The sequence below is a fragment of the Photobacterium damselae subsp. damselae genome, assembly GCF_038086725.1.
GTDB lineage: Bacteria > Pseudomonadota > Gammaproteobacteria > Enterobacterales > Vibrionaceae > Photobacterium > Photobacterium damselae.
The window spans coordinates 504,029-517,102 of sequence record NZ_CP146971.1 but is presented as its reverse complement, the minus strand read 5'-3'; the positions used below and the strand labels follow the sequence as shown (position 1 = coordinate 517,102).

The 13,074-nt window shown below is 38.7% G+C and carries 15 protein-coding genes; 7 read left to right on the top strand and 8 right to left on the bottom strand.

The window, feature by feature from the left end; translation table 11 throughout:
- Nucleotides 1-174: 174 nt before the first annotated feature.
- From WAX86_RS17135 to WAX86_RS17120, 4 genes are all read right to left on the bottom strand, one after another.
- Nucleotides 175-1,065 carry an amino acid ABC transporter permease gene (locus WAX86_RS17135; protein WP_176715274.1) on the bottom strand — a complete coding sequence of 297 codons (891 nt, stop codon included), beginning with the start codon at nt 1,063-1,065 and terminating at the stop codon, nt 175-177.
- Nucleotides 1,066-1,136: 71 nt separating this feature from the next.
- Nucleotides 1,137-1,952, bottom strand: a complete 816-nt coding sequence (locus tag WAX86_RS17130; RefSeq protein WP_341489759.1) for a transporter substrate-binding domain-containing protein — start codon at nt 1,950-1,952, stop codon at nt 1,137-1,139.
- Between the two features lie 113 nt (nt 1,953-2,065).
- Nucleotides 2,066-2,908, bottom strand: coding sequence for an amino acid ABC transporter permease (locus tag WAX86_RS17125; protein WP_341489801.1), 843 nt, complete (start codon nt 2,906-2,908; stop codon nt 2,066-2,068).
- 10 nt (nt 2,909-2,918) lie between these two features.
- A complete protein-coding gene (locus WAX86_RS17120; RefSeq protein WP_005305182.1) occupies nt 2,919-3,659 on the bottom strand; it encodes an amino acid ABC transporter ATP-binding protein in 741 nt (246 codons plus the stop codon).
- A 433-nt stretch (nt 3,660-4,092) separates the two neighbouring features.
- On the opposite strand from WAX86_RS17120, the gene aroG reads away from it, so the two are divergent.
- Nucleotides 4,093-5,148: a 3-deoxy-7-phosphoheptulonate synthase AroG gene (aroG, locus tag WAX86_RS17115; protein ID WP_065171981.1), complete on the top strand. Its 1,056-nt coding sequence runs from the start codon at nt 4,093-4,095 to the stop codon at nt 5,146-5,148.
- 90 nt (nt 5,149-5,238) lie between these two features.
- Here the strand turns inward: aroG and WAX86_RS17110 are convergent, their stop codons facing one another.
- Entirely contained in the window at nt 5,239-5,412 is a 174-nt protein-coding gene (locus WAX86_RS17110; protein ID WP_153274591.1) for a hypothetical protein, read from the bottom strand.
- Nucleotides 5,413-5,657: 245 nt separating this feature from the next.
- Here WAX86_RS17110 and WAX86_RS17105 point away from each other — a divergent pair, with 245 nt between their 5' ends.
- The 6 genes from WAX86_RS17105 to WAX86_RS17080 all read left to right on the top strand — a co-directional run bounded on the left by WAX86_RS17105 (nt 5,658) and on the right by WAX86_RS17080 (nt 10,146).
- Entirely contained in the window at nt 5,658-6,149 is a 492-nt protein-coding gene (locus tag WAX86_RS17105) for a hypothetical protein (protein WP_341489758.1), read from the top strand.
- On the top strand, nt 6,133-6,705 hold the full coding sequence (locus WAX86_RS17100; RefSeq protein ID WP_217906982.1) for a rhomboid family intramembrane serine protease: 573 nt from the start codon (nt 6,133-6,135) through the stop codon (nt 6,703-6,705). Before WAX86_RS17105 ends, WAX86_RS17100 begins: the two co-directional genes overlap by 17 nt.
- Nucleotides 6,706-6,716: 11 nt before the next feature.
- Nucleotides 6,717-7,037, top strand: coding sequence for a DUF1840 domain-containing protein (locus WAX86_RS17095; RefSeq protein WP_065171876.1), 321 nt, complete (start codon nt 6,717-6,719; stop codon nt 7,035-7,037).
- Between the two features lie 86 nt (nt 7,038-7,123).
- A complete protein-coding gene (locus tag WAX86_RS17090) occupies nt 7,124-7,303 on the top strand; it encodes a DUF2986 domain-containing protein (protein ID WP_005305171.1) in 180 nt (59 codons plus the stop codon).
- Nucleotides 7,304-7,500: 197 nt separating this feature from the next.
- Complete coding sequence (gene mrdA, locus WAX86_RS17085) at nt 7,501-9,459, top strand: penicillin-binding protein 2 (protein WP_065171875.1); 1,959 nt, start codon at nt 7,501-7,503, stop codon at nt 9,457-9,459.
- A 99-nt stretch (nt 9,460-9,558) separates the two neighbouring features.
- Nucleotides 9,559-10,146 carry a hypothetical protein gene (locus WAX86_RS17080; RefSeq protein WP_148109186.1) on the top strand — a complete coding sequence of 196 codons (588 nt, stop codon included), beginning with the start codon at nt 9,559-9,561 and terminating at the stop codon, nt 10,144-10,146.
- Nucleotides 10,147-10,171: 25 nt separating this feature from the next.
- On the opposite strand, the gene WAX86_RS17075 is transcribed toward WAX86_RS17080, so the two are convergent.
- The 3 genes from WAX86_RS17075 to WAX86_RS17065 all read right to left on the bottom strand — a co-directional run bounded on the left by WAX86_RS17075 (nt 10,172) and on the right by WAX86_RS17065 (nt 12,705).
- Nucleotides 10,172-10,894, bottom strand: a complete 723-nt coding sequence (locus WAX86_RS17075; RefSeq protein ID WP_341489757.1) for an SDR family NAD(P)-dependent oxidoreductase — start codon at nt 10,892-10,894, stop codon at nt 10,172-10,174.
- Between the two features lie 117 nt (nt 10,895-11,011).
- Nucleotides 11,012-11,392 carry a PH domain-containing protein gene (locus tag WAX86_RS17070; RefSeq protein WP_044179926.1) on the bottom strand — a complete coding sequence of 127 codons (381 nt, stop codon included), beginning with the start codon at nt 11,390-11,392 and terminating at the stop codon, nt 11,012-11,014.
- A 401-nt stretch (nt 11,393-11,793) separates the two neighbouring features.
- The gene (locus WAX86_RS17065; RefSeq protein WP_237035890.1) at nt 11,794-12,705 is read right to left on the bottom strand and encodes a DNA ligase; all 912 of its coding nucleotides are present in this window, start codon (nt 12,703-12,705) and stop codon (nt 11,794-11,796) included.
- Between the last annotated feature and the right edge of the window lie 369 nt (nt 12,706-13,074).

Below are 13,074 nucleotides of genomic sequence, written 5' to 3'. Positions count from 1 at the left end.
GTGTGATGTACTGAGGATTTTTACTTCTTAAATATATTTATGAATGAATTTGCAATATCGCTCACAATTTATCGTTCTTAAGATCACTGTTATCGTTATGATTAAAGCAAAAACAATAAGACAGACCCATGTTTGTGCACGTATCTGTCTTATTTAAATAAAGCTTGTATGGTTTCAGTGATTATACGCTTGATGTTTTAAATAACGCTTTTCTAGATAACTAAAGAGAATTGAGAGTGACAAGCATAATACGAGATATGCGAGCCCGACTAAAATCCAAATTTCAAATATGTAGCCAGAAGAGTTGGCTATTTCACTACCGACAAAAGTCAGCTCTTGTATTGAGATCAGAGAAATGATCGAAGAATCTTTAACAATAGAGATAAACTGGCCTGCAAGCGGAGGGATAACAGAGGCAAACGCTTGAGGAAAGATAACATAACGAAAACGTTGTAGGGGTGTTAATCCTAAAGAATCTGCTGCTTCCCACTGTCCCTTTTCAATACTATCAATACCTGAGCGGATAATTTCTGCTATGTACGCAGAGGCCAATAAACCAATGCATAACACCCCAGAAAATAGATTTTCCCATAGGTTAGGAGTGCCAAATAAAAACGTTTGTAAGTCATTAGGCGTGCCGTTGTAGTAACGAAATAGTGTTTCGAGTCCCAGCAGTGGCACTAATTGACTTGAGATAAAGAAATAAAAAATAAAAACAAAAACAAGTGGCGGTATATTACGGATCAATTGAATGTACGCTTGAGCTGGCATCCGAATAAACACCAAAGAGGAGCGTCGAGCAAGTCCAAATAATAACCCTAAAATACCCGCAAAAAGCATTCCCCATAAGCTAATACGAATGGTTGTAGCTACGCCTTGGAAGAAATATGGCAGTTCGCCGTTAGGACCTGCGGTAAAAATAAGCTCAAGCGCTTGATGCCAGTGCCATTGATATTGAATACCAACAGCCGAACGGTAAATAAACCAACCCAAAGCACAGGTGATGAGCAGCAATAAGCTCCAATCGAGTCCATTTAAATTGCGGGGAGACAGGCGAGACAGCACCGAGCGTTGACTCGGCGCTGATGATGTCGATTTGTCTAATTTAGGTAGAGACACAGTTTGTTGAGACAAAATTATTGACCTTCTGCTACCTGGTTTTCCCAATCTAGGGTCTTAAACCAGTAATCATGGCGAGATTGTAGCCAACCATCTTCCGTGCGAAGCATAATCCAGTTATTAAAGAAGTTCAGTAAATCGAATTCACCCTGACGGAGCGCAAAGCCTTCTGAGCCGCGGTTTAGGTTTTCTTTAAACGGAATAAATAGCTTATCTTTGTATTGAATAGCCATTTGTTCAGGTTTTGGTGATGAAGCAAGAACTGCATCAGCATTGCCGTTTAACACTTCTTGAAAGGCTTGGGACTCATCATCAAATTGACGTAGTTTCGCTTTAGGGAAGTATTTTTTTGCTGTTTGGACGGTTACTGCGCCACGACGAACCGCTAATGTAACACTGCGTTTGTTGTAATCAGCTATGGTTGTTTTATCTGCAGCAGATTCTTTACTTGCTGCCAGTTGAACGCCCGAGTGAGCATACGGGACTGTAAACAGAACATTTAAGTTACGCTGTGGGGTAATAGATAGACCACCGATGATAACATCAAATTTTCCAGCAAGTAGAGCTGGGATAATGCCATCCCATGCGGTTGGAATAAATTCGATTTTAAGACCTGCATCTTGTGCAACACGCCGTGCTACATCGACCTCAAAGCCAATCAATTCACCTTGTTTATCTCGCATCGCCCAAGGAACAAAGGTAGATAAACCAACACGCAGTGTGCCTCGTTCTTTAATTTGATCTAAAGCTGTTGGCTGCTGATCGGCAAAAGAGTGAGTTGCAGTAAATAATAATGTAATAGCCGTAAGCCAGCTGGCGAGTATTTTTTTCATTGTACTTTCTCCATGTTTATTGTTTTTATAACTAAGTGACTTTTAAGTTAGAGACCTATAATTAAAGGCTTATATTAAAGGTTCAATATGAGCGTCATTTTTGTATATCGCACCTATTTTGCGATAGCGGTGTTAAGTCTGTGTGCCATCCATGCCGCAACAGCAGACAACAATAAGGTAACGCATAGATAAATGGCCGCAACGGTAAACCAAACTTCAAAAGGCATAGCTGTATCGGCGACAATATTTCGGCCTTCGGTGGTGAGATCAAAGATAGCCATAATACTCACAATTGAAGAATTTTTAACGAGCGAGACTGTTTCATTGGTTAGCGGTGGCAATATACGTTTAATCACTTGCGGTAAAATAACAAATCGGTACATCTGCCATTGTGACAAGCCTAAGCTAGCTGCCGCTTCAAATTGACCTTTAGGAATCGCATTTAATCCGGCGCGAAATATTTCAGCAGTGTAAGCGCCTTGAAAAAGTGATAAAGCAAGCACAGCCGTTGTGAATCGCTCTAGATCTAAAATAGGGCCAAGAACAAAATAAAGAATATAGATTTGTACCAATAATGGGGTGTTTCTGATCAGTTCGATATACCCGCGTGCGAGTGCTCGTCCAATAATAGAATCAGATAAACGTAGCAAGGCCGTGATAAGACCTAACCCTAAGGTAAAGATTAAACTTACTGCTGATATTTTTAGGGTAATCAGTAGGCCATCTATTAATTCCCCGCGGTACCACTCGCCATCTTCATGAACAAATAAATACTGAGGAATTTGATGCCATTGCCAGCGATAATTCATTGCATCAGCTCCAGAAGATAAGATCCAGACCAGAACAGCAATAACCAGCCCAATTTGCACTAAAGCGGAGAATGCAGGCTTACAGATTTGCCACCAATTGAGTTTATTGGATTTGGATTTTTGTAATGAGGAATTAGAATGAGTCATCATGGCATCTTTAATAACTTAAGATCTTACGTAAGAACTGTTGAGTTCGAAGATGCTGTGGACGATCAAACAGATCATCTGGAGCGGCGATTTCTAATATTTCCCCTTCATCCATAAAAACTACTCTATCAGCCACTTGGCGGGCAAAACCCATTTCATGAGTAACGCATACCATAGTAATGCCTTCATCAGCCAGTGACTTCATTACATCAAGGACTTCACTGATCATTTCAGGATCCAGCGCCGATGTCGGTTCATCAAACAGTAAAATATCGGGTTTCATGCAGAGTGAGCGGGCAATAGCGACTCGCTGCTGTTGGCCTCCTGATAATTGAGAGGGATATTTATCTGCTTGGTGTGCGATTTGAACTCGGTCAAGAAAATGCAATGCGCGTTGTTCTGCTTCTTTTTTTGTGAGTTTAAGAACTTTTATTGGCGCAAGGGTTAAATTTTCAAGCACCGTCATATGAGGAAAAAGATTAAAGTGTTGAAAAACCATGCCAACTTGGCCACGAATACTATGTAGATGTTGAGGTGTCAATGGTTCTCCAACAACCGTTAAGGTTCCAGAGTCAAATTGTTCAAGGCCATTAATACAGCGGATCAGAGTCGATTTACCCGATCCTGAAGGCCCACATACTACCAACTTTTCACCTTTCTGAATGGATAGGTTTATATTTTTTAAGGCATGGAAATCACCATACCACTTATCAATACTTTCAAAGGCGATAACAGCGTCATTACTACTCAAGACGTTCTCTTTTTATTATTGGCTTATGCATCTATGTTATTGCCTAAAAACAAAAAATACAAAGGCAGTCGAGCTATTTGGTGAAAATTAAAGCATGTTTTATTTATCGATATGTTAAAAAATATCTGGATATATGCTACTGATATCTGTCTGTGGAATATCACATTTGTTCATAATACATGCTGATTTCTTAAAAGTTATACTGGTATTCTAAATGTGCATTATAAGGCTGGTCGTATGTTTTATGTCGAATTATACGATTAAGTAATAATCGTTAATATTTTGTATGGATTGTGGGTGAAAAATGTGAGGTCTAACCAATTAGCGTTTGCACATCAAGCTGATAGACGATAAGTTAACCAAGACCAATGGAGAAATGTATCAAAGTGAAATGATGACCGACACAACTTTGATTATCGAACAGGATAGAACTATGTATAAAACTGATGATGTCCGCATTAGCGAGATCAAACAATTGTTACCACCCGTTGCAATTTTAGAGCGTTTTCCTGCAACTGACCATGCGGCTAAAACAGTTTATGACTCTAGACAAGCTATTCATAAAATTCTTAACGATCAAGATGATCGTCTACTTGTGGTTGTTGGGCCGTGTTCGATTCATGATCCTGACGCTGCGTTAGAGTATGGTAAGAAGTTATTAGCACTACGAGAGCAACTTAAAGGTGAACTCGAAATTGTTATGCGAGTGTATTTTGAGAAGCCTCGTACAACAGTTGGCTGGAAAGGGCTAATCAATGACCCTTATATGGATAACAGTTTCCAACTCAATGATGGATTACGCATTGGCCGTAAGCTGTTATTAGATTTGACGGATATGGGGATGCCAACTGCTGGTGAGTTCCTTGATATGATTACGCCACAATATATGGGCGATCTCATCAGTTGGGGAGCTATTGGTGCGAGGACAACGGAATCGCAAGTACACCGTGAATTGGCTTCAGGTTTGTCATGTCCTGTAGGATTTAAAAATGGTACTGACGGTAATATAAAAATTGCAACTGATGCTATTGGCTCGGCTAGTGCACCACACCATTTTCTATCTGTGACAAAATACGGCCACTCAGCAATTGTATCAACAGCTGGTAATGAAGACTGTCATATTATTCTGCGTGGTGGTAAAGATCCTAATTATAGCGCAGAACATGTTGATGCTATCACTGCACAGCTTGCTAAGGCAGGTCATCGTCAGAAGGTGATGATTGATTTTAGTCACGCCAATAGCTTGAAGCAGTATCAACGCCAGATGTTAGTGGCTGAAGATGTGGGTAGCCAAATAGCGCAAGGGAATAATGCTATTTTTGGGGTAATGATCGAAAGTCATTTAGTTGAAGGACGACAAGATATTATTGATGGTGTTGAGCCTACTTACGGCCAGAGTATTACCGATGCTTGTATTGGCTGGAATGATACAGAAAAAGCATTAACTCAGCTTGCTCAGGATGTAAAAAAACGCAGATCCCTGAAATAATTATTTATTTTTCTAATGCTATAACGCTTTTATAGTATAAAAACTGAGCCTGATGATAACGCTTATTATAAGAATGTCATCAGGCTCTTTTTATGGCGTATATTTTTTACACACTTCTTGATAGACAGATTTTAATAAAAGCATTAAACCTTCATCGGATAGCTCGTCAGGGGTTAATAACGCATTAGTGAGTCGTTCGTGATAGGTTCTTACGACCTCTTTCAATATGATGTCATTACTAAGCTTACAAGATGAGTGTTCCATAGCCGATCATCCAATCAATAAGAAATTATATTCATATTATATTCGATCAATTTTAGAAATACAGACAAATATACGTAATTTATTGTTCTAGATAGATATATTTTGACAATCTATCGTATTTATTTCTTTACACGTATTAATATACTAATTTTGCACTGTTCATTATTTTCTATTGATAAAGATTTATACTGTTGGTTAGTAGGGTGCTATAACCAATGAATATAAGCAGATTTAAGAGGTGAAATATGACGATGCGAAATCACACAATGATCTTCTCGATACTAACTGCGGCAAGTTTATTATCTACACCGTCATTTGCTCGTGATGCTTCTAATCCTTCATTTTCATCACTTATTGCATCGGAACTGACCTCAACCGAGGTGTTTCATCATTCTGTTCGCTCTATTGTTCATCCTACTCTTGGGTATGCCGATTCAACTGCTTTTGCCTGTTTTCAAGAGCAAAGCTTATCGGTGAAGCAATACGAAAAGTTTGTGATAAATCAGTGTGAATCGACTTTGAATGGCACTATGGAAGGGGGATGGTGTCGAGATAAACAAGATTCTCCACTGTTCTTTGTCGAAATTGGCCAAGATGGTTCATACTGTAACAGTGGTCTATCTCGATCTGTGGTTTATATTTTAGAGCCTGTAACAACAAAAAGCTCTCCTAATAGTAATACAGAGACGGGATGGAAAGACGTTTCTCAAGCATTTGGATTTGACCATCATCTCTAGAGCAAGTGTTGTATTTATCGGTGCCATTTGGCTGATCACTATTACTCTTTTTATCGTCTCATTACATGGTACGCATGTTGATGAATACGGGTTATTACCTCGTCATCATTTAAGTAACGCAAATTATCTTATATATCCATTTATTCACGGCTCTTTTAGCCATTTATTAGGTAACTTACTGCCTTTTACCGTATTTGCTCTATTTATTGCGCGAAAAGGGTTGGCTCGCTTGCTCATTGTTTGTTTTCTTTGTTGGGCTGGAGCTACGTTAGGAGTCTGGATCTTTGGCCGTATCAGTTATCATATTGGCTTAAGTGGTATTGTTTATGGTACATGGGCTTACCTACTAAGTTATGCTTTGGTGAAGAAATCTATAAAGTCCGTATTGTTAGCCGTTGTTACATTGATTTTATATGGCTCGATGATATGGGGGATTCTTCCATTACATCCATGGCTCAGTTTTGAAAGCCATTTGTTTGGATTTTTAACTGGCATTCTTGTTGGGTGGTATTATGCTAGTCAAGATAAATTAAAAGATGCTGACGATCATAAGTAAGGAATACGATTATGTTAATTCAATTTAATGCAAGTGTTTGCGGTTCCATTACAATGTTTGGAGAAGTGGGTGAGACCATGATTAAAGCGATGGGCTTTTGTCAAACGATCCCAGGAGCTATTACAGAACTTAATTTAACTGCAGCATTGGAAAACTTGATGAATGCGACGGTTGAAGCAACAGAAAAGGAGCAAAAACTGGCATTATCAGAGGATGAAGAAAATGATGAGGAAGAATCTTTTGTTCCTTTTGCTAATCGAGCTCGACCACTGATTGATATGCTAGAGACCTGCGTAAAAGAAAAATGTCCATTACTGTGGGATAAGGTTTAATAGCCTTCTTTTTGATGTAGCTTCATCTTGTGATCTCTGCTGAAAACATTAGACTATGCCCAACATCACAATAAGATTGAAATCTAATGAATCGTAAGAAAAAAGTTAAACAGACGTTATTGAAAAAGGCTAAGAAGTCGAATGCTAAGATGCACAAGAGTAATAAGCCTAAATATATTTCTAAAGCTGACCGAGAAAAAATGGCTTTAGAAGAGGAGCAAGCTGCAGTTGAGACTCCTATAGAACCATCAGACGTATCTGAATAATTGGTTTAGCTAAATTATGGTTGGGCAGTCTCATCAGTAAGAGGATTGCTCAATCAGCCTATTTTGTAAATATTTGTATAATAAAACACCATCTAGCAATGCTAGAAGCGTATAACTAGAACTCTTATACTTTCCATGTGTCATAATCCCTACGCCTAAATGGGTTTTAAATACTCTAACGCCATATTGATGTACACATGAAGAAAACCACACGTACGCCTTTTCGAGATCATACTGCTGAAGTCCGACTTTTTGGCCGAAGAGCCATTTTCTCTTTCGCGGCAATCATTATTTTAATGGGAGTCTTGATTGGTAACTTGTATCATCTGCAAGTTCAAGACTATAGCGAATATAAAGCTCGCTCAAATGATAACCGCATTAAAATCATTCCTGTTGCACCTAACCGGGGGCGAATTTTTGACCGTAATGGCGTTTTGCTCGCAGAGAATGTACCTATCTATTCCTTGGATCTTTACCCATCAAAAATTAAAGATCTCAAGCAGACATTAGCAGGACTTCAAAAGCTGTTAGGGATAACTGACGAACAAATTGCCGCTTTCTATAAAGAGAAACGTCACACCAGTCACTACAAGCCCGTTACGTTAATTGAGCAGATGACAGAGACGCAAGTGGCCGAATTTTCTGTTAACGAATTCCATTATCCAGGTGTTGATGTTGACGCATATTTAGAACGTTATTACCCATATGGCGCACAATTAACGCACGTACTTGGCTATGTTGCGAAAATTAATGATAGAGATATTCAGCGCCTAAAAGATGAAGGGGTATACAGTAACTACAAAGCAACCCATACGATCGGAAAGTTGGGTGTAGAGCGTTACTATGAAAGTCTTCTGCACGGTAAATCTGGCTATGAAAAAGTCGAAGTGGACAGTCGTGGTCGTGTTGTTCGAACGTTGTCTTATGTTCCTCCTGTATCGGGTAAAGATATTATGCTCAATATCGATCTTGGCCTACAGGAATACGCCAATCAATTACTGACCCAGCAAGTAAAAGATCCTATTACTGGAAAAATGGTAACGAAACCTCGCCGTGGTTCGATTGTTGTTCTTGATCCTAAGGATAACTCGGTGCTGGCTATGGCATCGAGTCCTAGTTACGATCCTAATTTGTTTGTACATGGAATCTCATCTAAAAATTATCGAGCACTATTAAATAACCCTGATCACCCGTTGCTGAACCGAGCCACACTTGGTGTTTATCCTCCAGGCTCTACAGTTAAACCTGAAATTGCAGTAGCGGCATTAACAACTGGGGTAATTACGCCCCAAACGACCTATGATTTCCCTGGCTGGTGGCAGATCCCTAACGCGAAAACCACACGAAAATTCCGTGATGATGTGCGCTGGGGTCATGGTCGCGTAAACATTTATAAAGCCATTGAAGAGTCGGTTGATACTTTCTTCTATCAGGTTGCTTATGATATGGGGATAGACCGATTATCCACTTGGATGAAAAAATTTGGTTATGGTCAACCAACCGGTATTGATATTCGTGAAGAGACCAACGGAAATATGCCAACGAGGGAGTGGAAGCATGCTCGTTTTAAGGTGCCATGGTATCAAGGCGATACGATTCCTGTTGGTATTGGACAAGGCTATTGGACAGCAACACCAATGCAGATTGCAAAAGCCGCGTCAGTTATTGCCGAAAGTGGTGTTGAGCATCGGCCACATCTTCTAAAAGGAATTGTGGAAGAGAATGATAAAGTTGATGATGCAGAGTTTCCTGATTTTCCAAAAGTAGTTGCGCCTAAACAAAATTGGCAGATTGCTCAAGAGGGAATGCATCTGGTAACTGTAAGTGGTACAGCAAGAAGTATATTTAAGAATGTTGCTTATCCTGTTGCTGGTAAAACAGGTACCAGTCAGGTATTTACCTTGGCCGATAACCAGAATTACAACGCGAAAGATATTGCTGAACATCTACGAGATCACGCTTTATTTGTTGGATTTGCTCCTGTTCACAACCCCAAAGTATTAGTTGCAACCGTGCTAGAAAATGGTGGTTGGGGTAAAAATGCGGCGCCACTGGCTAAGAAGATTATGGATTATGTGTTGTTAAAACCAACATTAAATCCAGCATCATCTGATAACACTGCGAACGATAAATCCGTGAAAACAACCACGAGTTGATCCAGTTCACTGTATTTCATGCAATTTATTGTCCTTTCTCATGAAGTAACTACAATGCGCACACGTTTGCGTTGTAGTTACTTTTCATTAGAGGATGTTATGTCAAAGTTGCCTTCATTTACACTACTCAGTTCCCTTCTTATTTCATTAATTCCCATATCTGTTGCTCAAGCTACACCTGTTGAATTTCAAAAAATTCCAGCCGTTATGGAGCAATTTAAACAGGCTGAACTTTATCGTAAAAAGTCGGCGACCTTAGGTCGATTACCATTAGCAACAGAAATTGGTAAACCATTCCCTACTTATGTATCTGATAACAAAGGTGGTTATACTCTTGAAACGGAAAATGTAATCTCAAATAATATTGTGATTGCGAGTATGCCTAAGCCAATTGTTAATAATATTTATAATCAATGGTTAGTACCTAAAAGTACGTGGGTTAAAACATATGGTGAGCTACCGACAGAAACGGAATTTAAGCCATTTCAGCGTATCAAAACAATCAAAGCAATTAAGATTGATGATAGTCTTCTAAAGCTATTGGGAAGTCAGGATGGTAAGACAGCAACTATTCAAGTTAGCTGGGATCCTAAAGGAATGAAGGTTTATAAAGATGGATACTTAGCTGATTATGAATATGGGATTGCACCTGATGAAATGAAAGCTAATTACGAGAAAGTAAAATAATCATAGATATGGATTTAAGGAGAGGTTACCAAGGTAAAACCTCTCCATTATAATCAATAAAAGTTCCGCTCTGTTTCGAGGTTATGCGCTGCAATTGTGTAATGATGGCAGCGGCTGTTTCTGTGCTCGTACGTAATTGGCTCGGTGGAATATTGGCTTGAAAGGGCTCTGAAAGTGAAGTGTTTGTTGTTCCTGGATGGATTGCAAAAATGCATGCATCGGGGATCGTTCTTTGCCATTCAATTGCTATCGTTTTAATGGCCATATTCAGTGCTGCTTTTGAGCAACGATAGCTAATCCATCCACCTAAGTGATTGTCTTCAATACTGCCAACTTTCGCTGATAGAGTACAAAAGCGAGGTGTTGCTGATCGTTTTAAGTGATGTTCGAAATGTTTAGCGATTAATATACTGGGTAAAGCATTCGTTTGGGTCACAGTTAAAAAATGAGAACTATTTAATTGAGATAATGCTTTTTCAGGAACTAAAGCAAGGTCTGTATTATGCAGTAGACCAACAGTATTAATGATGACATCAACTTGAGATAGCGACTGACTCAGTTGTGCTATCTGTGATTCTTTGGTGAGATCCAGTTGAACCCAATGCAGTTGTGGTGAAGATAAATATAACTTGGTGGGATCGGTAAGATGATAGGTTGCCCATATTTGATGCTTAGCTGGCATCATCAATATGTGCTTAATCAGTGCTTGGCCAATGCCTCCTGAGCCTCCGAGTATCAGTATATTCATACTTAGCTTTCCTTTTCCTAACTAATCTAAGTATACCCAAGTAATATCAGGATACGAATCAAGTCTGTTCGTTGTATGAAATAACTCAGGTATAAACTGGAAAGCTAATTTATTATTTTATTTACCTGCAACCTTGGCAGCTAGCAATCCTTGCATTGTGTAGATATTGGTTTTACCGTTAAACTCTAGGCTAATTGGGTCATGCTGACCTGAAATCCATAGCTTAAGTTCAGCATCCATATCAAAGTGACCTTTGGACTCAACAGTAAACATCGTAATTGATTTGTAAGGAATTGAACGATACTCGACTTTCTTACCTGTTAGTCCTTGCTTATCAATCAATAGTAAGCGGTTATCGGTAAGTACGATCATGTCTCGGATCAGTTTATATGCAAGCTCAATAGTCTCATTTGGGCCTAAAATAGGCGCAAGATCTTCAGTTGCTTCGTTAAGATCCATCGCGCCAGCATTGCCGAGTAAAGCGTCAAATAAACCCATACCTGTTTCCCTTTATGATTAATATTGAAATTATACCTAAGCCATTTGTTGGCCCGGTAGTTTACTGTTACTTAATTTTACGCATCTTACAATTAAACATTGTTTTTATAAAGGTGAAACAGTCAAAAGAGTCATTAATATTAAGTCTGCATCTCAGAAATTATTTCTTATGTTTGAAAAGTGAACAAACATTCTTAAATATTAACGCTGAAGTAAGAAAAATAGGCAGAGATATCATTAAAATCAAAGCAATGGCCTCAACATTTAGAAATATAAAAGATTTCAAAACGGTAGGGTTAGCAAGGTCTAACATACAAAACTCCAAACTTGTATTTTTAATGTATGTTAAGGTTTGCTTTCGATAATAGCAAGATTCCTAATTCATAAATGTGTCTAATATATTAAGAATCAGGATTGTTTCTGATACGAACAAAGCGTGCAAATCGAGGTAGTCCTTTATTGGTATAACCATTGAATCGATATTGAATGGTTGAACCGATAGGAGGGGGCGAAATTCTTTGTGTGTCTTTGAAACCTGAGCCAATTTTGAAAATTTGATTATCGATAGTACGAACCCATACTGCTCCAAGCATACCTTGGTATTTACCTTTGCCTTCCTCGTATCCGATAATAACGGCCTCTGCATCTTGATGCTTCTTTAGTTTAAGTAATTGTTTTGTTCGTCCATTGGTGTAGAAATTATTTTTATGATGAAGCATTAGCCCCTCACCAGATTCATTTTCTATAATTTCTAACCATTGCTCTAATTGAGTTAAAGAACTTATTTCTGATTGTTCGACAACGCCAATAAAGGTCGGATCGAACTGCTTACTTATTCGTAAAAGCTCTTGGTAGCGTTCTGAAAATGGAATGGTGAGACTGGGCAAATCAAACAACATATATCGGACTTGCTGCCATTGAATGGAATTGGGTTTAGCATCAAGGACTATCTGACTGAGTTCTTGAAAACGATCTCGTCCTAACCACAGCTCTCCATCAAGTGGTATGGAGGGGAGTTTAGATAAAAACCATGACGGAGCCGATATCGGATTACCTGAGCGGGTTAGCAATTCTTTTCCTGTCCATATAGCTCGGATTCCATCTAATTTTTCCGAGACTAAATAGTCAGTGATCGGGAAATTATTTGTTGTATCGACTTGGCCTTCTAAGGCAATTAGAGCCGTTAAGTGTTCAATCGTGAAACTACTGGCTTTCATGGAGTCAAGCTCTGTCGTAAATGCAGAGGTACTAAAAAGTAGACTGATAGAAGCTGCAACCGCGGTTAGTTGGTTTGTATGATGTAGCAAGGACATAGTCAGTGAGTCTTAATCAATTTGAATGGTATGGCAGCATACAAAATTGATATAGCTAACACATGAACTTGATGCTATTGATTGAGTTATGAAACACAAATATGAATTTTAATTCGGAACGTTGCGTAAATCATGTGATATTTTTCTCATATATCCTATGCATCTGGAGAGTGTTAATAAAAGACTGTTTTAAACTCATAATATTGCTTAATTTAAGTTACAATTTTATCAATTTTTGACTTAATATCGATATCACACATTAGTATGCAATCAATAAATACCCATCCTCCCCATCACCGAATCTCCTCATTTTTAAAACAAAAGAACATCTCATTATCAGCAAAAGTCTATTTAGTTGATGTTATGAGT

What these genes read in the sequence shown, in the direction of transcription:
- WAX86_RS17130 (WP_341489759.1), bottom strand. Translation starts at nt 1,952, where the DNA reads ATGAAAAAAATACTCGCCAGCTGGCTTACGGCTATTACATTATTATTT.
- WAX86_RS17125 (WP_341489801.1), bottom strand. Translation starts at nt 2,908, where the DNA reads ATGACTCATTCTAATTCCTCATTACAAAAATCCAAATCCAATAAACTC.
- aroG (WP_065171981.1), top strand. Translation starts at nt 4,093, where the DNA reads ATGTATAAAACTGATGATGTCCGCATTAGCGAGATCAAACAATTGTTA.
- WAX86_RS17110 (WP_153274591.1), bottom strand. Translation starts at nt 5,412, where the DNA reads ATGGAACACTCATCTTGTAAGCTTAGTAATGACATCATATTGAAAGAG.
- WAX86_RS17105 (WP_341489758.1), top strand. Translation starts at nt 5,658, where the DNA reads ATGACGATGCGAAATCACACAATGATCTTCTCGATACTAACTGCGGCA.
- WAX86_RS17095 (WP_065171876.1), top strand. Translation starts at nt 6,717, where the DNA reads ATGTTAATTCAATTTAATGCAAGTGTTTGCGGTTCCATTACAATGTTT.
- WAX86_RS17090 (WP_005305171.1), top strand. Translation starts at nt 7,124, where the DNA reads ATGAATCGTAAGAAAAAAGTTAAACAGACGTTATTGAAAAAGGCTAAG.
- mrdA (WP_065171875.1), top strand. Translation starts at nt 7,501, where the DNA reads ATGAAGAAAACCACACGTACGCCTTTTCGAGATCATACTGCTGAAGTC.
- WAX86_RS17080 (WP_148109186.1), top strand. Translation starts at nt 9,559, where the DNA reads ATGTCAAAGTTGCCTTCATTTACACTACTCAGTTCCCTTCTTATTTCA.
- WAX86_RS17075 (WP_341489757.1), bottom strand. Translation starts at nt 10,894, where the DNA reads ATGAATATACTGATACTCGGAGGCTCAGGAGGCATTGGCCAAGCACTG.
- WAX86_RS17070 (WP_044179926.1), bottom strand. Translation starts at nt 11,392, where the DNA reads ATGGGTTTATTTGACGCTTTACTCGGCAATGCTGGCGCGATGGATCTT.
- WAX86_RS17065 (WP_237035890.1), bottom strand. Translation starts at nt 12,705, where the DNA reads ATGTCCTTGCTACATCATACAAACCAACTAACCGCGGTTGCAGCTTCT.